General features: G+C 72.2%; 14 protein-coding genes and 1 pseudogene. 7 read left to right on the top strand and 8 right to left on the bottom strand.

Features of this window, described 5'->3' with window-relative positions; genetic code table 11:
* The first annotated feature begins 42 nt into the window (after window positions 1-42).
* From ACIQCH_RS09745 to ACIQCH_RS09725, 5 genes are all read left to right on the top strand, one after another.
* The gene (locus ACIQCH_RS09745; RefSeq protein ID WP_030194176.1) at window positions 43-249 is read left to right on the top strand and encodes an MbtH family protein; all 207 of its coding nucleotides are present in this window, start codon (window positions 43-45) and stop codon (window positions 247-249) included.
* Window positions 250-303: 54 nt separating this feature from the next.
* A complete protein-coding gene (dpgA, locus tag ACIQCH_RS09740) occupies window positions 304-1,368 on the top strand; it encodes a 3,5-dihydroxyphenylacetyl-CoA synthase DpgA (RefSeq protein ID WP_402579792.1) in 1,065 nt (354 codons plus the stop codon).
* A 38-nt stretch (window positions 1,369-1,406) separates the two neighbouring features.
* Complete coding sequence (gene dpgB, locus ACIQCH_RS09735) at window positions 1,407-2,084, top strand: enoyl-CoA-hydratase DpgB (protein ID WP_402579790.1); 678 nt, start codon at window positions 1,407-1,409, stop codon at window positions 2,082-2,084.
* Window positions 2,085-2,162: 78 nt separating this feature from the next.
* On the top strand, window positions 2,163-3,521 hold the full coding sequence (dpgC, locus tag ACIQCH_RS09730) for a (3,5-dihydroxyphenyl)acetyl-CoA 1,2-dioxygenase DpgC (protein ID WP_402579788.1): 1,359 nt from the start codon (window positions 2,163-2,165) through the stop codon (window positions 3,519-3,521).
* Between the two features lie 39 nt (window positions 3,522-3,560).
* A complete protein-coding gene (locus ACIQCH_RS09725; protein ID WP_402579786.1) occupies window positions 3,561-4,892 on the top strand; it encodes a PLP-dependent aminotransferase family protein in 1,332 nt (443 codons plus the stop codon).
* 105 nt (window positions 4,893-4,997) lie between these two features.
* On the opposite strand, the gene ACIQCH_RS09720 is transcribed toward ACIQCH_RS09725, so the two are convergent.
* The gene (locus ACIQCH_RS09720; protein ID WP_402579784.1) at window positions 4,998-5,837 is read right to left on the bottom strand and encodes a hypothetical protein; all 840 of its coding nucleotides are present in this window, start codon (window positions 5,835-5,837) and stop codon (window positions 4,998-5,000) included.
* Window positions 5,838-6,281: 444 nt separating this feature from the next.
* On the opposite strand from ACIQCH_RS09720, the gene ACIQCH_RS09715 reads away from it, so the two are divergent.
* Both ACIQCH_RS09715 and ACIQCH_RS09710 read left to right on the top strand, forming a co-directional pair.
* Window positions 6,282-9,179 (top strand): AAA family ATPase, encoded by a 2,898-nt coding sequence (locus ACIQCH_RS09715; protein WP_402579782.1) that lies wholly within the window; start codon window positions 6,282-6,284, stop codon window positions 9,177-9,179.
* 108 nt (window positions 9,180-9,287) lie between these two features.
* Window positions 9,288-11,141, top strand: coding sequence for an ABC transporter ATP-binding protein (locus tag ACIQCH_RS09710; RefSeq protein WP_402579780.1), 1,854 nt, complete (start codon window positions 9,288-9,290; stop codon window positions 11,139-11,141).
* A gap of 361 nt (window positions 11,142-11,502) precedes the next feature.
* Here ACIQCH_RS09710 and cas2e read toward each other — a convergent pair.
* The 7 genes and pseudogenes from cas2e to casA all read right to left on the bottom strand — a co-directional run bounded on the left by cas2e (window position 11,503) and on the right by casA (window position 20,731).
* Window positions 11,503-11,854: pseudogene (gene cas2e / locus ACIQCH_RS09705) on the bottom strand (type I-E CRISPR-associated endoribonuclease Cas2e).
* Window positions 11,851-12,792: a type I-E CRISPR-associated endonuclease Cas1e gene (cas1e, locus tag ACIQCH_RS09700; RefSeq protein WP_402579778.1), complete on the bottom strand. Its 942-nt coding sequence runs from the start codon at window positions 12,790-12,792 to the stop codon at window positions 11,851-11,853. Before cas1e ends, cas2e begins: the two are co-directional and overlap by 4 nt.
* 35 nt (window positions 12,793-12,827) lie before the next feature.
* Window positions 12,828-13,532 (bottom strand): type I-E CRISPR-associated protein Cas6/Cse3/CasE, encoded by a 705-nt coding sequence (cas6e, locus tag ACIQCH_RS09695; RefSeq protein ID WP_402579776.1) that lies wholly within the window; start codon window positions 13,530-13,532, stop codon window positions 12,828-12,830.
* Window positions 13,532-14,281 carry a type I-E CRISPR-associated protein Cas5/CasD gene (cas5e, locus tag ACIQCH_RS09690; RefSeq protein WP_402579774.1) on the bottom strand — a complete coding sequence of 250 codons (750 nt, stop codon included), beginning with the start codon at window positions 14,279-14,281 and terminating at the stop codon, window positions 13,532-13,534. Before cas5e ends, cas6e begins: the two co-directional genes overlap by 1 nt.
* Window positions 14,278-15,489 (bottom strand): type I-E CRISPR-associated protein Cas7/Cse4/CasC, encoded by a 1,212-nt coding sequence (gene cas7e, locus ACIQCH_RS09685; RefSeq protein ID WP_402579772.1) that lies wholly within the window; start codon window positions 15,487-15,489, stop codon window positions 14,278-14,280. Before cas7e ends, cas5e begins: the two co-directional genes overlap by 4 nt.
* Window positions 15,486-16,208 (bottom strand): type I-E CRISPR-associated protein Cse2/CasB, encoded by a 723-nt coding sequence (gene casB, locus ACIQCH_RS09680; RefSeq protein WP_402579770.1) that lies wholly within the window; start codon window positions 16,206-16,208, stop codon window positions 15,486-15,488. Before casB ends, cas7e begins: the two co-directional genes overlap by 4 nt.
* Window positions 16,205-20,731: a type I-E CRISPR-associated protein Cse1/CasA gene (casA, locus tag ACIQCH_RS09675; RefSeq protein ID WP_402579768.1), complete on the bottom strand. Its 4,527-nt coding sequence runs from the start codon at window positions 20,729-20,731 to the stop codon at window positions 16,205-16,207. Before casA ends, casB begins: the two co-directional genes overlap by 4 nt.
* Window positions 20,732-21,702: the final 971 nt, after the last annotated feature.

The raw sequence follows: 21,702 nt of genomic DNA, 5'->3' as shown, positions 1-21,702 counted from the left end.
ATCCCCCACCACTCATCCGCGAACCCCAACTGGAGGGCGGACGTGTCCAATCCGTTCGAGGACGACTCGGCCGAGTACAAGGTTCTGATCAACGGAGAGGGCCAGCATTCGCTCTGGCCGGCCTTCGCCGCGGTGCCGGCGGGCTGGACGGTGGCCCTCGACGACGCACCCCGGCAGACCTGCCTGGCGTACGTGGAAGAGCACTGGACCGACCTGCGGCCGCTCAGCCTCGTCGCCGCGATGTCCTGACCACCGTCCTGACGCCTGCTTTCCGGCAGAGAAGGCACCGAGGTGCGCAGCGTGATGAGTGAGGCACTGAATCCGCCGCCGCCCCGGCTGACGGGGCTCGGTACGGCCAATCCGGCGACCAGTTACACGCAGGAGGACGTCCTGCGGATCTTCGGGATCACCGACCCCCGGGTCGTCTCCCTCTTCCTCAACAGCCATATAGAGCGGCGGTACCTCCACCTGCCGCCGCTCGACGCGGACGGCGTGCCGCGGATCGAGACCCAGGGCGAGCTGCTGCGCAAGCACCGCGCCGACGGGATCGAACTCGCCGCCCACGCCCTGGAGTCCTGCCTCAAGGACATGGGGGCCGACCCGGCGGACATCGGCCACCTGTGCTGTGTCACGTCCACCGGGCTGCTCACCCCCGGGTTCAGCGCCCTGCTCATCCAGGAGCTGGGACTGCCGGTCACCTGCGGCCGGCTCGACGTGGTGGGCATGGGCTGCAACGCCGGCCTGAACGGCCTCAACGTCTCGGCGGCCTGGGCCAGTCGCAACCCCGGCCGGCTCGCCGTCATGATCTGCGTGGAGGCCTGCTCCGCCGCGTACGTCTTCGACGGCACCCTGCGCACGGCCGTGGTCAACGGGCTGTTCGGCGACGGCGCCGCGGCGGTCGGACTCATGGCCGGCGGTCCCGCCCAGGGCCCCGAGGTCCTCAGGTTCACCAGCCGGATCATCCCGGAGGCGATCGAGGCCATGCGCTACGACTGGGACGAGGACCACGGCAAGTTCAGCTTCTACATCGACCGGGACGTGCCCTACGTCGTCGGCGCCCACGCCGAGGAGGCGGTGGGGAACCTGCTGCGGGACACGGGGCTGCGGCGCAGCGACATCTCCCAGTGGATCGTGCACTCCGGCGGCAAGAAGGTCATCGACGCCGTCAAGATCAACCTGGGCCTCGCCGCCCACGACCTGCGGCACACCTCCTCGGTGCTCAGGGATTACGGAAACCTCTCCAGCGGCTCGTTCCTCTTCTCCCTCCAGCGGCTCACCGCCGAGGACGTCACCCGGCCCGGCGACCACGGCGTACTGATGACCATGGGGCCGGGGTCCACCATCGAGACGGCGCTCCTCAAGTGGTAGCTCCTTCCCTCCCAGCGTCAGGACGGGCGAGACAACTGATGGACATAGACCCGGACACCGACTTCACGGTCGGGTTCCACAGCGCCGAGCCGCTCGACTCCGCCGCGGTCCGGAAGCTGACCGAGATCTGCGACCGCGTGGAGGACGCCGGCACCGGCGACGTCCTCCTCGTCCGCCTGCACGGGGGACCGCCGGCCGACGGGGTCCGCTCCGGGCCCCGGGTGCCCGACGTCCACCTCGTCAACAAGTGGGAGCGGGCCGTGCGCCGGATGGAGCGGCTGCCGGTGGCCACGGTGGCGCTGGCCACCGGCGAGTGCGCCGGACTCGCCGCCGAGGTCCTGCTGGCGACCGACCACCGCGTGGCCGGCCCGGACCTCGTGCTCAGGCTGCCCACCTCCGACGGGGTCACCTGGCCGGGCATGGCACTGTTCCGGCTGGCGCACCAGGTCGGCGTCCACCGGGCCCGCGCGGCGGCCCTGTTCGGCGCGCCGACGACGGCCGCGAAGGCGCTCGCCCTGGGGCTCGTCGACGAGGTCGCCGACGACCCGGACCAGGCCCTGGCCGCGGCCGTGAAGGCCTTCCAGGGCGCGCGGGCGGCGGACGTCGCCGTCCGCCGGCGGCTGCTCATGGACGCGGCCACCACCAGCTTCGAGGACGCGCTCGGCTCGCACCTGGCCGCGTGCGACCGCGCCCTGCGCCCCGCCGGACAGGGCTGAACCGTCCGGCCGGGCGGCGCCCGACCGCCCGGCCGCGCGGAGCCACCCCCACCCACCGCGACCGGACAGGGACACCGCATGCCACGATCCACCGCGCCCGAGCCCTCCGAACTCCCCGCCCCGCCCGACACCACCGGCGACTTCACCGCGGACGCGGCCCGGGTCGGCGCGTACCTCCGGGAGGCGGAGGAGCGCACGGCCGGCCTCCCGCCCCGCCGGGAGCGCTCCCCGGAGCAGCAGGAGCGGGTGGAGGGGGTCCACGGAGCGGCACGCACCGCCCGGCTGGCCTTCGTGCGCGAGCACGGCGGGCGGCTCCACGACGCCCTCACCGACGGCGGACGCACCCCCCTGGGCCTGCGCGAACTGGCCTTCGGCGCGGCCGACTTCCTCCCGGGCCTGGCCCCGACCGCCGAGACCGTGGCGGCGGAGCGGCAGCGCACCCAGCCCGAGAAGGAGGGCCACGAGGTCGACCAGGGCATCCTCTTCTGGGGCCTGCTGCGCGCCCCGGAAGCCGGCCGGCGGATCCTGGACGCCATGCGCCGCCCCATGCCCCGGTCGCTGGGCGCGCTCGCGGAGTTCCGCCGCACCGGCACCGCCGCACTCGGCACCGTCACCGTCGAACGCCGCGACGGGATCGGCCACGTCACCGTGCACAACCTCGACTGCCTCAACGCCGAGGACGACGCCCTCGCCGACGACTTCGAGACCGCCGTCGACCTCGTCCTGCTCGACGACGGGGTCCGGGCGGGCGTGGTCCGCGGGGCCCCCATGACCCACACCCGCTACGCCGGCCGGCGGGTCTTCAGCTCCGGCATCAACCTGACCCGGCTGTACAACGGCCAGATCTCCTTCGTCGACTTCCTGCTCCGCCGCGAGGTGGGCTACATCCACAAGATCCTGCGCGGCCTGAGCGGCGTACCCGGCGAGCCCGCCGGCCCCTTCGCCGGCGGCGGGTGGGAGAAGCCCTGGCTCGCCGCCGTCGACACCTTCGCCATCGGCGGCGGCATGCAACTGCTGCTGGTCTTCGACCAGGTCGTCGCCGAGAACGACGCCTACTTCAGCCTGCCCGCCGTCCAGGAGGGCATCGTCCCGGGCGCCGGGAACTTCCGGCTCGGCCGCGTCCTCGGCCACCGCCGCGCCCGCCAGGTGATCCTCGGCGGCAGGAAGATCCGCGCGGCCGACCCCGACGGACTGCTCCTCGCCGACGACGTGGTCGAGCCCGAGCAGATGGACAAGGCGGTACGGTCCGCCGCCGAGGCCCTGGACAACCCCTCGGTCACCGCCAACCGCAGGATGCTCAACCTCGCGGACGAGCCGGAGGACGACTTCCGCCGGTACATGGCCGAGTTCTCGCTGGAGCAGTCCCGGCGCCTGTACAGCGCCGACGTGATGGACAACCTGGAACGGACCTGGATCAGCCGCTCCCGCCGCAGCTGAACCCCGCGAGAGACGTGGAGAGACGTGGAGGGTGGAGGAATGGCCGATCGACCGGCGCCGCTCGCCGAACCGGTACGGGAGCTCGACCGGCGCGAGCTCCACGCATCCGTCAGCGATCCCGTGATGGAATCGGTGACGCTGCTGACCGACGTGATGTCCCAGTACCCCGACGCGGTCTCGTTCGCGCCGGGGGCCCCGCACGAGAGCTTCTTCGAGGGCGTGGACGTGGCCCGCCACATCGAGAGCTACGTCGCCTACCTGTGCCGGGAGCGCGGGATGTCCCCCGCCCGGGCGCGGCGCCGGATCCTCCAGTACGGATCCACCCCCGGCCTGATCAACGAGCTGGTCGCGGGCGTCCTGCGGGCCGACGAGGGCATCGACGTCCCGCCCGAGGCGGTGGTGGTGACCGTCGGCTGCCAGGAGGCCATCTTCATCGCCCTGCGGGCCCTGCACGCCACACCCGACGACGTCCTGCTGGTCGCCGACCCCTGCTACGTCGGTGCGGTCGGCGCCGCCCGACTGCTCGGCCTCGACATCCGGCCGGTGGAGCAGCGGCCGGACGGCTCCGTCCTGCCCGACCTCCTCCGGGTGTGCCGGGAGGTGCGCGCCGAGGGCAAGCGGCCCCGGGCCCTGTACCTGGTGCCGGACTTCTCCAACCCCTCCGGCAGCCGCATGGGCCTGCCCGACCGGCACGCGCTGCTCGCCGCCGCGGCCGAGGAGGACCTGCTCGTCCTGGAGGACAACCCGTACGGGTTCACCGCGGCCCCGGACACCAAGCTGCCCACCCTCAAGGCACTGGACCGCGGGGGCCGGGTGGTCCACCTCGGCACGTTCGCCAAGGTCTGCATCCCCGGCGTCCGCGTCGGGTACGCGGTGGCCGACCAGACCGTACGCGGCCCCGACGGGCGCACCCGGCTGCTCGCGGCCGAGCTGGCCGCCGTCAAGAGCATGGTCACCGTGAACACCTCACCGGTCGGCCAGGCCGTGATCGGCGGCATGCTGGTCGAGGCCGGCGGGACGCTGCGGGCGATGGTCGAGGAGAAGTCCGCCTTCTACCGGCGCAACCTGCGGCTGCTCCTCGACGCCCTCGAGGCCGCCTTCCCCGAGGAGCTCAGGGCCCGGACGGGGATCCGCTGGGAGGCCCCCGAGGGGGGCTTCTTCCTCGTCATGACGCTGCCCTTCGAGGTGGACGACGCGGTACTGGAGGAGTCCGCACGGGACTTCGGCGTCCTGTGGACCCCCATGAGCCACTTCTTCGTCGGCGGCAAGGGCGGTGCGCGGCAGATCCGGCTGTCCCTCAGCTACCTGGACGACGACGAGATCGAGGAGGGCGTCCGCCGCCTCGCCGCCTTCGTCGCCGGCCGGACCTAGGGCCTGTCTTTCGGATCAGGCCGGTCGCCCAGGACCGGACCGGGCGCCCGGGCGGAACCCTCCGCCCGGGCGCCTCGCGCTGTCACCCGTTCCGGCCGGGCAGGTTCAGAGCAGGGCGAGCGGTTCACGGCCGGCCACGCCGGCCACGCCGGCCCCCCGGCCCGCCGGGGTCCCGCCGTCCAGCGGCGCCCCCTCGTCCCGCAGGGGCCCCTCGTCCAGCCGGGCCGCCTCGTCCACCAGCGCCGCCTCGCCCACCAGAGCCGCCCCGCCGGCTCTTCTGCGCCCCGGCAGCACGCCCCCCGGCCGTACGCCCGGGCGCAGCACCGGCTTCCCGGCGCGCAGCGCGCTGCTGATCCGGTGCTCGTCCACCTCGCGCCCGTCGAGCAGTGCCGGCAGCACGAGGGCCGCCAGCTCGTCGTCCGGGACGTCGACCGGGCAACTCGTGCGCCCCGGATCGGCCGCGACCACGGCCTCCGGACGGCTGCCGAAGACCATCGTGAACCCTCCTGTGTTCACGACGAGTTGGGCCCGGGTGCGGCCCCCGACGACCAGCCGGCCGGCGTCGTCGCCGTGGTGGCCCTGGACCCGCCCCGAGACCGCAAGGTCGCCGGCCACGACGAACCGCGGGCGGCCGGAGAGTAGCAGGTTGCGGGCCCGCAGGCCGCCCGTGACCAGGAAGAGGCCGCTGCCGGCCTCGTCCCACCAGTCGAGGTCCCCCTCGACGACGAGGTCACCGTCGACCACGACGTCGTAGGGGAGCGCGGCGGACCCGGGATCGGGCGCCAGGTCCCCCAGAACGGATAAGTTCCCTCGATGGACCCGGACTTGGCGGCCCCGGGTGAATCCGGGGTGGGGGGTCCCGAGGGTGGCCGACGGCCCGTGCTGTTCCAGGGCCTCCTCCACCGGCACCACGTCCCACGTGGAGGTCAGGCGCTCGAAAGACATGTTCCCTCACCTTCTGAGTTCCGGACCGTCCGGGTGCGGCCGGACCGACCGCCGGGGCCGGGCGGGTGGTTGATGCGCGTAGACGGACCGCAGACACATGCGTTCACGCTGGGAAGGGGACCCTTTCGGACGGGGCGGAGCGCACCGCCGGCCGGGCGCGGCAGGGGCCGACGGGCCGTTGGCCGGGAACGTGCGTCCGGGGGACGTGCAGTCAAGCAGGGGTGTCGAAGCCGTGGACTCGGTGTCAGTGTCGACTCCGTTCGCGTAATGGCGCATCAACCGCTCCGAACTCGAACTACCCTGCAACACGGGCCCGTTCCGGACATCGGTAGAACTACGTAATCACGCCGATGGCCAGGGGCGGGCCGTAGCATCTGCAGCGTTGGTGGCCGACCGCGGGCAACGGGGGCGAGCGTCTGCCGCTGCGACCGGGGGGAGCGTCTTGTGTTCGCCGTTCAGTTACCGGAGTCCTGCTGCCCGCTTCCGGGCAGAGAGGCCGAATCCGAGCGCCTCACCGAGGCCTTGGACGCCCTCCCGCGCGGGCAGGGCACCGTCGTGGAGATCGCCGGGGACCCGGGCCTCGGCAAGTCCCGGCTGCTGACCCTGCTGGCGCGGCTCGCGGAGGACCGGGGGGTCCAGCTGGCCCGGGCCTCCGGCACGCGCTGGCCCACCACCCCGTACCAGCTGTTCGAGGAGGCCCTCGGGGACCGGCCGGAGGCGTGGCCCTTCCCGACCCACCGTTCCCCCGGCGCGCCCGTCCTGCGGGCCATCCGCCGCCAGTTCGCGGACTGGGTCGCCGCCAAGGGCCCCTGCGCCCTGCTGCTGGACGACGTACAGCTGCTGGACGAGGAGTCGCTGGCCCTCGTCGTACACCTCGTACGCACCCCCGTGCCAGGCCCGTTCGTGCTCGCCGTCGCCCACCGCCCCCGGCAGACCCCCGCGGTACTGCGGGACGCCCTCGACAGCGGCGTCCGAGCCGGCGCCGTCACCCGACTCAGACCGGAGCCGCTGGACCGCGCCGCCGTGGCCGCGCTCCTCGGGCACTGGCACCCGGACACCGGCGCCACGGCCTGCCCCGCCGCCCCCTCCCCGGGCGCCCCCCGCCGCGACGACCCCGCCGAGCACGCCGACGCCCTCCACCAGGCCAGTGCCGGCAACCCGCGCGGCGCCCGGATCCTCCTGGCGGCCGGCTGGCAGCCCGACGCGTGGCCCGACCAGATCGGCCCGGACCGGGACGGACTCCTGCGCGAGGGAGCCGCCCTCATCACCGAGCTCGACGCCCTCACGCCCGACGCAGCGCTGGCCGCGGCCGGCGCCGCCGTCCTCGGCGACCGGTTCAGCCCCGAAGAGATCGCCGAGGTCTCCGGCCTCGGCACCCCCCGCACCCTGCACGCCCTCGACGAGCTCGGCCGCGCCGACCTCGTCCGCCCCCTCGGCCGCGGCGGCCGGTTCGCCTTCCGCTCCCGCGTCCTCGGCCACGTCGCCCACGAGCACGCCGACCCCTCCTTCCGGCTCCTGGCCCACCGGCGCGCCCTGGACCTGCTCACCGCCCGCGACGCCTGCGCCGCCGCCCGCGCCCGGCAGGCGGAGCACCTCGTGGGCACGGACAGCCCCACCGCGGTCCCCGTCCTCGCCGAGGGTGCCGCCGAGGTGGTCGGCGAGGCCCCGGCCACCGCCGCCCGCTGGCTCGGCCTCGCGCTGCAGTACCTGCCCGGCTCCGACCTCGTCCAGCCGGCCCGGGCGACCCTCGGCATCGCCCACTGCACGGCCCTGACCGCAGCCGGCCGCCCCGACGAGGCCCACGGCCTCGCCCACCGGCTGCTCGCCGCGGCCCCCCACCTGCCCCCGGACCTCAGACTGCGCGCCCATGCGGCCTGCGCCGACGTCGAGCGTCAGCTCGGGCGCTACGACGAGGCGGAAGCGGTCGCCCGCGCCGCCCTCGACCCGCTGCCCCGCCCGCTGCCCCCCGGCGGGGTCGAACTCGCCTTCCAGTACGGTCTCGTGCACCTGCTGCGCGGCGGCTACGGGCAGGTGCGCGACCTGGTGCGGGAGGCGCTGCGGAGCACCGGCGGCGCCGACGAGGCCACCGGCCGCCGGATCCGCTTCCTCGCCGGCTGCGGCGACGCCCACCTCGGCCTCGTCCCCTCCGCCCTGGCCGACGCCGCCGACTGCTCCCGGCTGGTCGACGCCCTGCCCGACGCCGTGGCCGCCGGCTCCCCGGAACTCCTCACGCTCCTCGGCTGCGCCGAACTGTGCGTGGAACGCTTCGCCGACGCCCGCCGCCACCTGCACCGGGGCCTGGCCGTCACGGTCGGGGGCGCCCGGCGGTTCGTCGTACCGCGCCACCAGCTGTGGCTGTCGGTCCTCGACCAGTGGACCGGACGCCTCTCCCGCGCCGAGCACTGGGCCCGCGAGGCCGAGCGCTACGCCCGGGCCCGAGGGTCCGAGAAGCTCGCCGGACTCGCCGCCATCACCCGGGCCGGCGCCCTGATGTGGTCCCGGGGCCGGCGCGACGCCGCCGAAGCCGTCGCCCTCGCCGAGCACGGCGCCTGCGCCGTCGAGACCCGCGCCGGCCGCCGGGACGGCCTGGTGACCGGCATGCTCGCCCAGGTACGGCTGCTGAACGGGGACGCCCCCGGCTGCCGGCGCACCCTCCTGGAAGGCGGCGGCGGCGAACAGCTGCCCCTGTTCCTGCCACCGCTGCGCCCCTGGCTGCTCGCCATGCTGGCGGTCGCCTCCCTGTACTGCCGCGACACCGGCGGCGCCCGCCGCTTCGCCATGGACGCCGAACTGGCCGCGGACCTCTTGGGATTACCCGCCCAGCGCGCCTACGCCCACCGGGCCCGCGGCGTCCTGCACGCCTCGGACGGCGCACACGACCTCGCACTCCCGCTGTTCAAGACCTCGGCGGACGCCTTCCGCGAGGCCGGGATGCCCGTCCAGCACGCCTGGACCCTGGTGACCGGCGCCCGCTCCGCCGCCGAGACCATCGGCCCGGCCGCCGCACTGGAGTGGCTCGGGGCCGCGGCGGCGGTGTCCCGCGGCTGCGGGGCGCTGCGGGTGCGCGACGAGGCCGTCCGGGTCCAGAAGGAGCTCGCCTCGCTGGGAGCGGTCACCGGCAGTCCGGACGGCCGCGAGGTGATGATGCTGCTCACCGAACGCGAACGCGAGATCGCCCGGCTGGCCGCCGCCGGAAAGCGGTCCCGGGAGATCGCGATGGAACTCTTCCTCAGCACCCGGACGGTCGACGCCCACCTGTCCCGGATCTACCGCAAGCTGGACATCTCCTCCCGCGCCGCCCTGGCCAGCTGCTTCCTGCAGGCGGGCCCCAACCACTTCTGACCCGTGCGACCACGGGACCGCCGCCGGCCGGGAAAACGCTTGGACGGCCCGGACGGGCGTGCGCGACACTGCCCTGTTCCGGATTTCGGGTCCAATGACAGGGTTGGAATGGAATCGCCTGAACCGACTGAATCGCGCGACGGGGATCCGGGCAACGGCCCCGTCCTCCTCGCACTGCGCCACTACGGCCGACAACTGGTCCGCCTCCGCCGACTGACCGTACCCGCCATGCTGCTCCCGGCACTGGGCAACATCGGCATCAACTACCTCGCACCGCTCATCGTCGCCAAGCTCGTCGGCCGCATCTCCGGGGGCACCCCGCCCGGCATCGGCCCCCTGCTCCCGTACGTCCTCGGCTTCGCCGGCGTCCTGCTGCTCGCGGAGGCGCTGTGGCGGGCCGGGCTGCACTGCCTGAACCGCCTCGACGCCCTCGGCATCGAGAACCTGTACGTGATCGGCATGGACGAACTGTTCGCCAAGGACGCCGCGTTCTTCCACGACAACTTCGCCGGCTCCCTCACCAAGCGGGTCCTGAGCTTCGCCTCCCGCTTCGAGGAGGTCGTCGACACCCTCACCTTCTCGGTCGTCGGCAGCCTCGTACCCCTGCTGTTCGGCTCGGTGGTGCTCTGGCAGTACGAACCGCTGCTCGTCGTCGGGCTGTTGGTGATGATCGCGTTCACCGCGCTCTGCGTGGCGCCGTTGATCCGGCGCCGCCAGACCCTCGTCGACCAGCGCGAGGAAGCCATCGCCCGGGTCTCGGGCCACGTCGCCGACAGCCTCGCGAACATGGAGACGGTCCGGGCGTTCGCCGCCGAGGAGCGCGAGGCCGCCGAACACCGCTCGCGGGTCGCGGAATCGCGCCGGCTCACGCTGCGCTCCTGGGACTACGGCAACCTGCGCATCGACACCGTCGTCGCGCCGCTGTCCGTCCTGACCAACGCCCTGGGCCTGTTGCTGGCCGTCGTGCTCGCGGGGGAGGGCCGCGGGGTGGAGGCGGTCGTCGTGGCGTTCACGTACTACAGCAACGCCACCCGGATCATGTTCGAGTTCAACCAGATCTACCGGCGCCTGGAGAGCTCGATGACGGAGGCCGCGCAGTTCACGGAACTGCTGCTGACCCCGCCCACCGTGCTCGACCCCGAGGAACCCGAGCCGCTGCCGGCCCGGTCCGCCGCCGACGTGCGCTTCGATCGGGTGACGTTCGCCCACGCCGGCGCCGAGCCCCTCTTCGAGGGCCTCGACCTGGCGGTGCCCAGCGGCGCGCGGATCGGCCTCGTCGGCCGCTCGGGCGGCGGCAAGACCACGCTCACCCGGCTGCTGCTGCGGATGACCGACGTGAACGCCGGGCGGATCCTCATCGGCGGCCGCGACATCAGCCGGCTGAGCCAGGCCGACCTGCGCGGCCGGATCGCGTACGTCCCCCAGGACCCGGCGATGTTCCACCGCACCCTGCGCGACAACATCGCCTTCGCCCGGCCCGGGGCCACCGACGCCGAGATCCGCCGCGCGGCCGAGGCGGCGCACGTGACCGAGTTCGCCGACGCACTGCCGGACGGCTTCGACACCATGGTGGGCGAGCGCGGCGTCAAGCTGTCCGGCGGGCAGCGCCAGCGGGTGGCCCTCGCCCGGGCGATCCTGCGCGACGCGCCGATCCTGCTGCTCGACGAGGCCACCAGCGCCCTGGACTCCGAGAGCGAGATCCTCGTCCAGGACGCCCTGTGGCGGCTCATGGAGGGACGCACCGCCCTCGTGGTGGCCCACCGCCTGAGCACGGTCGCCTCCATGGACCGGCTCGTCGTCCTCGACCGCGGCAGGATCCTCGAGCAGGGCACCCACCACGAACTGCTCGCGGCGGAGGGCGCCTACGCGCGCCTGTGGCAACACCAGTCGGGCGGCTTCCTGGCCGACCCCGAAGCGGACGCCGGGGCCGGCCCCGATGCTGTCAGGAGGAGTGCTCGGTAGCCACGACCGGGAAGCCTCCTGCAGGCACAGAAGGCCGCCGAAGCCGAATGCGCATCCGAGGCGCTGGCCGGGAGCATCCCCGCGGACACGGGGAGCAGACAGAAGGACTGGGGCACCGAACTCACCCTGCGGGAACTTCCCCGCAGGCGCGGGGAGCAGCGGACCGACGACCTCGGCGCCGAGCACATCGAGGGAACATCCCCGCAGGCGCGGGGAGCAGCCCGAGAACCGCGACGAGGACACCGACGACAAGGGAACATCCCCGCAGGCGCGGGGAGCAGACTGACTGACCTGGGGTTCTATCAGTGGGGGCCATGGATCTGGCGTACTTTCTGCGAATCGCACATTTGGGGCATTTCCGCTATCTGTCACCGAAGCGTCGTCGTTTCGCGGCCTTGCTCCAGCCGCGGGTCGTCGGCTTGGTGGGGGATGTGCGGGCGCTGGGGCGGTGGATCAGGGTGACGCCTTCGTGGTCGGTGGGATCCCACTTGTGGTCGTGCGTGTCGAAGGTGAACCCTTGTTCGTTGTCCGTGCTGTAGGCCAGCAGTGCCCGGCCATTTCCCGCGTACTGCCGTACGTACCTCTGCCCACAGCGCCTCTCGGATTCGTGCCGAAGGTCCCCCGACGAAGACACCCGGTGAAATTTCGAGGAGCCAACGGGTGAGGAAGCCTCGCAGCCCGACCGGGCACTGGGTCAGGACGATGACGGTCACCAGGTGACCTCCTCCGCGTAGTTGCGGCCTGCGGCTACCGTGACGTCACGGTCGGAGCGGAGGGTGACCCGGTCGTCGGATTCCGAGGGATCGGCGGCGGGGGCTGCCTCGGTGTCGGGTTGCCGGCCCAGGATCAGCCCTTTGATGTCGTCGACGTACCGGTCGAGCAGCCTGGCTTTGCTGATCCTGTCCCGCAGCGCGCGCCGCGTACGGGAACCGACCTCCTTGCCGCTCTCGGCAGCGACGTCGAACGCGACCGGGATGCCGATCTCCGTCTTGTACAGGTCCGCCACGTCCAGGACGAACGACAGTTCGTGGCCGGAGTGCACGAAGCCGAGCCCGGGTGAGCAGCCCATCGCCGTGACGACGGCGTGCGCGATCCCGTACATGCACTGGGCCGCCGCCGTCACGGCTTGGTTGGCGGCGTCGCCCGCCGTGAAGTCGCCGGGGACGTAGTGCCGACCGCGCCAGGGCACTCCCGTGCGCTGCGCTTGGACGCGGTAGCAGTCCTTGACGCGCCGGCCCTCGCGCCCGAGCAGCTCCTGCCGGTTCAGGCCTGCCGGGTCCTCGTCCGGGAAGCGGAGCCGGTACATGGCGCGTGCCACGTCCAGGCGGGTCCGCCGGTTCGCCCACAGCGTTGCTTGGGCCTCCACGAGCGTGGCGGAGCGGTTGAGGGAGCGGCCGGCGGCGTAGTAGCGGACGGCTTGTTCACCGACCCAGACGACGGCGGCTCCGCTCTCTCCGAGCACGGTCATCGCCTGATGGGTGATGCGCGTGCCCGGTCCGAGGAGCAGGGTCCCGATGGTCGCTGACGGAATGTGGGTGGTCCCGTCGGCGTCCTCGGCCGTGATGGCGTTGTCGTCGCGGTGGATCGTGCACCGCTCCAGGTAGATGAAGGAGGTGCGTTCCGCGACACGGGTGAGTTCGCGCGGTGACATGGCGCGGCGCTGAGAGACCGTTGCTGCCATGTCCCTCACGCCGCCCTGGCGAGCGTCATCAGGCCGCATCCGTAGGCCTTCCCCTTGCCGAGGCCCAGCGTGAGGGTCTGCCGCAGGGAATCGGGGTCGGTGACTTCGAGGCGACCGTCGAACGTGACGGCGACGAGCGGGACGCGGTGGTCCGGGCGCCCGTGCGAGCCGGCTTTGGCAAAGTGATGCCTGTGCTCGTCGCGCACCGCCAGCTGGTACTCGTCGCCCTCCGGCAGGCGCCGTCGCTCGGGGGGAGTGGCCAGGATCCTGAATCCGGCCGCCTCCTGCCGGGCGAGCAACCATCCCATTTGGTGTCGGGGGGTTACGTGCGCGGTGCGTTTGGTGGGCTCGCCTTCCTTCCGCCGGATGTGGTGGACGGGGTTGGCGGTGAGGCGGAAGGCCCAGGTGTCGCCGGCGCTGAGTCCGGCGAGGAAGGCTCCGTAGTCGTACGTGTGCCAGGCGGCGGTCGTGGGCCAGCCGGCCTGCTCCACCAGGTGTGTCAGGTCGGGGCGTTCCGCACTGACGATGTACAGCAGGACCTCCGCCTTGGCGTTCCGGTCGAGCCTCCACAGGGTCCGCGGACGGTCGGAGTCGCTGGGCAGTGCCGCGGCGAAGGAGGACATCACGGCGGCGTGCAGGCGTTGGGGCGAGGCGAGGAGGTTGCGGGCGCCGAGCCGGGCGGTGTTGATCCGGAAGCGGGTCAGGTGCATCAGGGACCGTCCATCGGGGACAGCAGGGCCTCGGGCTCGTGCCGAGGTACGGGGACAGGCGCGCGCCGGTTTCGCCCGGCTGAGATGAATCGCGGGTTGGGTACGTCGACGGCGCTGGAGACCACGCTGCGCAGGCCGTACCGGCGGTGGCGTGGGTCGAAGCTGATCGGCTGGTCCTTGAGGGCGTCACCGTGGCGGTCGTCGGCCGTGCCTTCGCCGAGGATGGTCAAGGTGACCGTCCGGTCGTGGCGGCGCTGTTCGCGGTACCAGTGGGACGCCTGCCACTCCTCCGTCTTCAGCGCCTCGACCGGATCGCGGACGTTCCTGATGCCGAGGTCGACGGGTCCCTGCGGCGGGCAGGAGCGGCGGCCGAGGTAGGGGAGGTACACGGGAGCCCGAACGGCCGCGTGCAGCGTGCTGATCAGGGCGTCGTCGCCGGCGACTGCGGCGACGAACACCGCGTCGGCGAGGTAGAAGCGTTGGGACACCGGCATCGCCTTGTCGGTGTCCGTGTGGTGAGCGGTCTGGAAGTCCCGTATGCGGGTGCCCGGTTGGTCGATCCGTACGGCGAAGCGCAGTGCGGCGAGGTCGGTGAGGTCCGCTTTGCGGTCCCGCCCGAGGGCGGCGGCGAGCAGACCTGTCACGCCGCTCTTGGTGGGGGCTGTTTCGGTGGTACGCCGGGCGAACCGGGCCGACGCCCCCCACGATTGTAGGGGGCCCGCCAGGCGCAGGGCCAGGACGCTCGTCATGCCCACTTCCCCAGGCGTTCGGCGATGGCCTCGCCCACCTCGGTGACCAGGGGCCCGAGGTCGACGGGGGTGCCGAGCGGGGCCAGGTCGGACGTGTCCTCGCCGACGCGCAGGATCCAGGTGCGGTCGGCGGTGGCCCCGAACGCCTTCTCGACCGCAGGGACGTGGTCCGCCAGGGCCTTGCAGGCGGCGCGCACGTGACCGTCGCCGGTTTCCTGCTGGACGACGGGCTTCTCGAAGGCCCCCACGAAGCTGACGGGGCGGGAGGAACGGAGCTTGACGATCACGGCGTCCGGCAGGGTGTGATTGCCGAAGGTGTTGGCCTTGCCGGTGGGCATCGACATCGCGAACCCTTCGATGAATGCCTCCACCGCCCTGCGCACCGGCTCGCCGGAGCGTTCCCCGTCCGCGAGGCCGGCGTCGAGGTTCCTCGCCAGCAGGTCGACGTCCACCGCGGCGTAGCGGTACAGGGTGGCCGAGTTGAAGTCGACCGTGCCGATCATCCCGGCCCCGGGTTCCGCGCTGGTGTTCTGATCATCCACGGCGGTGAAATAGTCCGACTCCATGTCCACGGCGTGCACGCTGAGAGCGTGGGCGACCTGGGCCGCGGCGTCGACGTTGATGTCGGAGGCGTCTGCCACCATGCGGCCGAACAGCGCGATGTCGACCGAGTGGCGGGTGGAGGCGATCCGCTTCGCCCGTGCCTTGATGTCCTTGTCCTTCACGAACACCTTGGGCTCGGCCCCCTTGCCGATGCCCTCGACGGCCAGGTGCGCCAGCCCGTCGAGCTGGTGGGAGCTCAGGAAGAGCAAGTAGGAGGACTGGGGGGCCTGAGGATCCAAGGCCTCGTCGTCCTTGGCGTCCTTCCCGCCGGACTTCCGGGTGGGCGTCTCGATCTTCGCGCCGGTGGCCGCCTGAACGAGCTCGGCAGCCATGGGCCACACCTGTTCGGTTGCGAGCGAGGGTTCGAGCGCCGCGATCCGTGTCGTCAGCGCATCGACGACCTTCTTCGTCCGGACTCCGAGTTCGGCCGGGTCGAGCAGGTCGTCGAACGCCTTCCGGGTCGCCCGCTTCCACGCCTGGCTGGAAACCCTGGAGCGGCGGACCCCACCGTAGACGGCGCTCTTGGGTGCCCCGGTGTCGTCGCGGTTGATGTTGCTCGGCGGGACGGTCTGGAGGATGTGCACGTCGAGGATGGTGCGGCTCACTCGTTTTCCCTCATCTCGCTCGTTGCGGATTCACGCTGCACGGCGGAGACGTCTCCGCCGTTCGCCGTTCCGGCTGTCGGGGGTCGGTAGGCGTGGAAGCTACGTCCCCATGCCTGACGGACGCGGGCGGGGCCGCCGGGCCGCTGCCATTGATCGAGTTGCTCGGCGAGCAGGCCGTAGTCGAGCGGGACCTCAGCGGTGCGCAGCAGCGTGACCAGGTCCCGAAGCCTGTGGGCCAGCACGTCGAGGGTGCTGGACGTCCCCGCGCGCACGAGCCTCTTGCGGAGGGGGTCGTCCGCGTCGGTTCCCGACGTCAGCCGGCGTACGGCCGTTCCCACGGACGGCCCGTCGGCCACGTGCATGCGCTTGGAGCGGTTGGACTGCTGGTGCACGGCCCACAGGGTGACGGCGACGTGCGCGGCGCGCTCGGCCCGGAGTGCCTCGGCGTCTCCGGCGGGCCGCTTCCGCTGGGCGAGGTACGCCGCATGGAATCCCTCGACGCCGACCAGCCCCCACAGGTCCGGAGTCTCCGTCGGCTGCCGGCCGACGCCCCGCCGCAGGCGCGCGAGGGCTTGGACGGCATCGGCCCGGTCGTCGAGATACCCGGTCTGCAACGTGCGGATGTGGAGGCCGACGGCCTGACGGAGCGGACCGAGCTCCTTGGCCTGTGCCCGTGGTGCGTCCGGTGACGCGGCGGGCGCCTGGAAGGTGTCGGTCATGGGGATGCTCCTTCGCTGAGGTGCGCCTCTTCCGGATCCGGCACGGGGGCCGCGGCCTGGCGCAGCGGAAACGCTTTGTTGAGCCGACCGCGGAACACCCGCTCGGAGGCGGCGTCGTCCAGCCAGCCGGTCTCGGCCGAGGCGGCCAGCTGCCGGTCGGCCGTCTCCCAGAGGATCCGGTGGGCAGTCCGCTGCCAGGCACTTCGGGCCGCTCCCGGATCGAGCGTCCTGCCCAGGCCGGCCAGCCACTGCCGGTAGGGGCCGTCCAACAACCCGAAGCCCAGGTCCCGGGCCGTCGCGCGCGGTGCCTCGGGCTCCCGCCCCGACGCCCGGGCGAGGTCGGCTGCCAGGTCACCCAGCGCGCCCACCCCGGCGTTGCTGTCCGCGACCGCCCCCAGGGCCTCGGTGGCGTACCGCTGGTCCCCCTCGTGGAGCAGGATGACCGACATCGTGAGGCTGTCGTCGACCACCTCGTCGACGACCGACTGCTGGGTGCCGTACGTCGCGCCGATCAGGCGGGGCCTGATGAGCGTGTCCTGAGGCAGAAGACGTTCGTTCGTCAGCTCTGCGACCCACTTCAGGACGCCCGCCCGGAGATCGGCGGGCGGTTCGCCTCCTGCCGCCGCGCGTTCCCCAGCCTCGGACGTGAGCAGCGCGGCGAGGCCACGCCACGCGGTGCGCGTCGGGTCGTGTTCGCGGGGCAGGTAGACCGGCGTGCGGCCCAGCTTCCTCTCCTGCGGCTTGCTGCGGCGCCAACCGCTCATCGGCTCGTAGGTGTGCAGGTTGGCCGCCGGCAGAGGATCGCCGTACGCCAGGACGACGCCGTGGACGGCATGACCGTCATGGTGGAGGCGGATGCGTCGCGACTGCCACGTGTACAGGTCGCGTGGCCCGGTGGGCCGCGATTCCAGGCCGTCCTGGACAGCCGGCGAGCACTGCTCCCGCCGCCAGGCCGGCTTGTCGTCCTCGTGGACGGTGAGTGCGGCGGCGTCTGCCGCCACCAGGTTGAGCAGGAGGGTCTGTTGGAGATGGTCTCCCTCGACGAGGACGCCACCCAGGCCGCCGGCCCAGCCGACTCCTTGCGGGTATCCCTTGCCGCCCTTGACCCGGGAGTCTCCCACCGCGCCCGACTTGATCCCGGAGGTGTCGAAGGCGTGGGCGTGGACGACCCAGCGGGCCGCCTCCGCGAACGAGAGCTGATCGACGCCCGGTTGGCGCATCGTGAAGAAGGCATCGCCGTTCGGGACGTCCATGACGATGCGGTTGAGTGACGCGACCTCGTCCTTCTGGGTCCTCAGGTCGGCCACCTGGAAGAAGGGGCGGGTGGGGTGGAGGAGGTCGAACCTCTCGCGGTGACGGTCCAGGTAGGCCGCGACGTCCGCCAAGGGCTCCGCGCGTTCGTACAGGTCCTGCCAGGCGTCGAGGTCCTCCGGCCCCTCCACCGCGTCGTGCAGGATCGCCAGCAGGAGCCTCAGCAGGGCGAACTCCTGTGAGGGTACGTCCCCCACCAGTCGGCGTACCTCGTGAGCACGTGCGAAGACGTCCTTCAGCGAAAGCTCCGTCGTGGTGCCGTCGCATAACTGGACGGGCAACCACGGCCGGGAGACCAAGTCGAAACCGGGCACACCCTTCACCAACCTCACGTCCTTGGCCCCGGCCGGGTTGACCTCCAGCCCATCGGCCTCGCTGTAGTGGACCTCGAAGCCTGCCAGCCGGGTCTGACACTGCTCGTCGAGGACCAGGACCAGTTCGCCGGCCAGCCAGTGACACTCCGGCGTCTGCCACGCCGCCGGCCCGAACTCCTCCAGTTCCTCGATGGCACGGTCGATGACCCAGGGCTTCGAGAAGTGGTAGGGAAGACGCAGCGCGCTGGCCGCGACGGCACGCGCCGTCCGAGGGGCCGGTGCCGCGTCGACCGGTACGTCCAGCCCGCCCCGCCCCCCGTCCAGCCAGGGCAACGTCGCATACGTCCCGTCGCTGCGCCGCTGGATGACGAGGACCTCCAGGCTCTCGTCGCTGTCCCGTACCTGCGCCCGGCCGGCCCTGGTGTCGTCCGCGTCACCCACGTTGGCATCGATCCAGCCCACCAGAGACCGCCCGGGCTTGCGGACCTCAGCGATCCGGAAGACCTGCGCGGCGCGCTGCTGCTCGGCGACGGCGTTGCCGTGCTCGGTGAGTGCGGTGGACATCGCATCGGCCCACTCGTCCCGAGGAGCGGCGAGCCGGTCCGCATAGGCGCTCTGCACCAGTGCGCTGATGTCGTCCGGGAGCAGGACCGGCCGCGCCGCCCAGTGCGGCAGCAGCACGGCCAGGGACCGCAGCAGCGCATGGCGGCCGTAGACGGACACCGAACCGCTGGTCGGCTCCGGGGGTAGTGCTTCCCAGTCGACGCCCGTGACCAGACACCGCGGCATCCGTAGTCGCGCCGGGCGTTCCTCCTGGCCCGGGCCGCGTGGGTGTCGGTGGAGCCGTCCCATCCGCTGCAGGACGAGGTCGACGGGAGCGAGGTCGGTGACCAGGAGGTCGAAGTCGATGTCGAGGGATGCCTCGGCGACCTGGCTGGCGACGACGATGTGCCGCCCCGTCGGCCGTGGACCTGCGGGGCCGAACCGTTCCACGAGACGGTCGTCGTTGCGTGCCCGGTCCAGGTCGAGGAACCGTGAGTGGGCGACCGTCACAGCATTGGGGCCGAACCGCTCGCGCAGCACCGCCGCAGCCTGGAGTACCCGGTCGACGGTATTGCGTACCACCAAGGCGCAGCCACCGTCGACGAGCTCGTCCTCCAGTCGGTCCGCGAGCGCCCCCAGGTCGTCACCGAGCTGCTCGACCGCGACCTCCGTGCGGCGGTCCGCCGCTGCTTCCGGTGTGCGGAGGACGGTGGTCCGGCCGGGGGCGACCATGCTGATCAGCGGGTAGGCGCCGGCGGCCGCCAGTTCAGGACGCGGATCGGCTGCACCGGCGTACGCTTCGGCCAGCTGCCGGCGGCGCCCCGAGGGGAGGGTGGCGGAGAGCATGACGACGGGCACTCCGTACGCCCCGAGCCAGGACAGCACGCGCTCCAAGTACTCGTTCATGTAGGCGTCGTAGGCGTGGACCTCGTCGATCACCACGACCTTGCCGGCGAGCGCCAGGTGCCGAAGTGCCAGGTGCCGGCTCTTCAGTCCGGCGAAGAGCAGTTGGTCGATGGTGCCGACGACGAAGGGTGCGAGCATCCCCTTCTTGCGGCCCCTGAGCCATTGATGGGCGACGAGCTGAGGCGCGGCGGCGCACGTGTCGTCATGGCGCGAGGTCGTCACGCCGGGCGGGGCATCCAGGTCGACTGCGGCGACCGTGCGGGTCCCGGCCCTCATGTCCTTCGCGAAGTCATCGTTGAGCGGGCCTTTGGAGTGGGCGAGGAAGACCGCCAGGTCCACTTCTCCGGGCAGGCGCTTCAGCCACTGCCGCACGCGCCCGTACATCGCGTTCGACGTGGCACGGGTCGGCAGCGCGACGAAGCAGCCGCCGGCCCCCGACCGGGCGGCGAAGACCTCCGCCACAGCGAGCGCGGCCTCCGTCTTCCCCTCACCCATCGGCGCCTCGATGATCATCAGGCCGGGCGCATCGGCCTCCCTGGCGACGCGGACCGCCTCCTCCTGCAACGGCCGGACGGACGACAGGCCGAACCGTGCGGCGAAGAGCTCCTGCGCCGTACCCGCCGGTGGCGGCGGTGACCAGGGACGTGGTAGGCCGATGCCGCGCCATGCGGCATTGATCCGGTCGGCCTCGTTGCGGTGTCCGCCGTCTTCAGGGAAGAGCAGGAAGAGATCCGGATTGCTGGCGATCCAGTCAGCGACGATCACCACGGCAGACAGGACGGCCTGGACGGGCTGTGACAACTTCACGCCCTGCCAGCGTGGAAGCCGCTCGTGGGTCGCGTACGCATCGGCGCAGGCGTCGAGGAGCTCGGTCTGCACAGCACGCCAGAGCCCCTCGCTCGACCCCGGCGTCCGCAGGAGCTCGCTGTGGCGGCGCAAGTCGTGCAACTGCTCGTGCGCCGGGGGAATTCCGTGATGCCCACCCACCGGCACCGCGAACGCCAGGACGTTCCGAGGCGGCCAGCCCTGCCGCTCCAGCCACTCCTCCAACAGGACCTGCCCGGCGAGTCCGTGCGGGGCGCGGCTTCGCGCGGTCCCGAACTGCTCCCGGGTGGGCACCTTCAGGCCGAGGTCGTTCATTCGGTCGGCCAGCACGTCGACCTGACAGGCGAAGGCCGGCGTCGCCTTCCCGATGTCGTGAACGGCGGCGAGCCAGACGGCCAGCGCCCTCGCGTCCTCGTCGCCACCGGGCAACGCAGCGGCCACGAGTTCGCTCACCTGGCGCGGAAGCCACTCGTCCCACAACCGGCCCGCTACGGCTGCGGCATCGGCCATGTGCCGCCACAGCGGCAGCCACTTGTCCGTCCTTCGATCGTGCTTGGCCCACACGCTGCGAGCCTCGGCTGTGAGCGCCGTACCCCAGTGCGGCGGCGTGCTGCTGCCCTGCATCGGATCCCCTCCCCAGAGGCCGGTCTCCGTCGTACTTCGCCGCCCCGGCGCGCAACGGCGCCCGAGGGCCCGGGTGCCCGGGGGTTCTGGCGCCTCCTCTGGCACCAGAACCCCGTTGACGGGCAGCGCCCTAGCTGGTGCCGAGCGCGGCTGCTACGCGATTCCTCGCGATTCCGCGTCTCGCGATTCCGCGCCGCAGGGAACCGCGGACGACGACCAGCACGATCACGACTACGGCGGTGGTCCTCGCGCCGACGTCCACGGGCAGCTGGGACCCGGCCCCGCCCGCAAGCACGCCAACAAGGACAGGCAGCAACCAATGTGACTGCTGCCCGCTGCTGATCCGGGAGTTGATGGGCGGTAACATGCTCACGCTCCTTTGGGAGTGGTCAGGCCGAACCCGAAAACGTTTTCCGGCGATACGGGTTCGGCCTGAGGCTTTTCTGCCTGTCGAGTGTGGTCACAGAGAGCTTTGACCCTGTGGCGCGACGTAACGATACACATTGGGCGTCGCTTGCAAGGGCCTTATGTTGAAGGCGACTTGACTCGTTTTCCGCACCGTACATGCTCAGTTCCACTGAGCATGGAGGTCGCTGTACGGCAGGCAGGCGTCTGTCCATCCCCGCACTGGCGGGGAGCAAGGGTCGAACGTAATGCGCACTGTGCACGCACAGGGATCATCCCTGCAGGGCAGGGAGCATGACGGTCTGAGCCCCACGATCGGGGTGTGCGGGTACCGTAGCGGACGGAAGTCGCCTGCCGCAGAGACTCAGGCAAGGCCGAGCCGGCGGGGTCGCATGTCCCGGCGTCGCGATGCCCTGTTTCGCTGCGACGCTGTCGCTTGTGCGCGCTTGGGCATTTCCATTTCGCACCGAATGGTCCGAGATCGTTCGGTGGTCATACTTTGTCGCGAGTTGCCCTTTCACCCGATTTGTCGGACCTCTGTGAAGTGCTGCAAGGGTGCCCGTGAC

Source organism: Streptomyces sp. NPDC093225, assembly GCF_044753805.1.
Lineage (GTDB): Bacteria > Actinomycetota > Actinomycetes > Streptomycetales > Streptomycetaceae > Streptomyces.
Note: the sequence above shows the minus strand (reverse complement) of the source record. Positions and strands in the feature narration are given on the sequence as shown.

Excerpts from the sequence above, each read along its gene's own strand:
- dpgC (WP_402579788.1), top strand. The coding sequence starts at position 2,163 with ATGCCACGATCCACCGCGCCCGAGCCCTCCGAACTCCCCGCCCCGCCC.
- ACIQCH_RS09720 (WP_402579784.1), bottom strand. The coding sequence starts at position 5,837 with ATGTCTTTCGAGCGCCTGACCTCCACGTGGGACGTGGTGCCGGTGGAG.
- cas1e (WP_402579778.1), bottom strand. The coding sequence starts at position 12,792 with ATGTCACCGCGCGAACTCACCCGTGTCGCGGAACGCACCTCCTTCATC.
- ACIQCH_RS09710 (WP_402579780.1), top strand. The coding sequence starts at position 9,288 with ATGGAATCGCCTGAACCGACTGAATCGCGCGACGGGGATCCGGGCAAC.
- ACIQCH_RS09725 (WP_402579786.1), top strand. The coding sequence starts at position 3,561 with ATGGCCGATCGACCGGCGCCGCTCGCCGAACCGGTACGGGAGCTCGAC.
- cas6e (WP_402579776.1), bottom strand. The coding sequence starts at position 13,532 with ATGCACCTGACCCGCTTCCGGATCAACACCGCCCGGCTCGGCGCCCGC.
- casA (WP_402579768.1), bottom strand. The coding sequence starts at position 20,731 with ATGCAGGGCAGCAGCACGCCGCCGCACTGGGGTACGGCGCTCACAGCC.
- dpgB (WP_402579790.1), top strand. The coding sequence starts at position 1,407 with ATGGACATAGACCCGGACACCGACTTCACGGTCGGGTTCCACAGCGCC.
- cas5e (WP_402579774.1), bottom strand. The coding sequence starts at position 14,281 with ATGACGAGCGTCCTGGCCCTGCGCCTGGCGGGCCCCCTACAATCGTGG.
- casB (WP_402579770.1), bottom strand. The coding sequence starts at position 16,208 with ATGACCGACACCTTCCAGGCGCCCGCCGCGTCACCGGACGCACCACGG.
- dpgA (WP_402579792.1), top strand. The coding sequence starts at position 304 with ATGAGTGAGGCACTGAATCCGCCGCCGCCCCGGCTGACGGGGCTCGGT.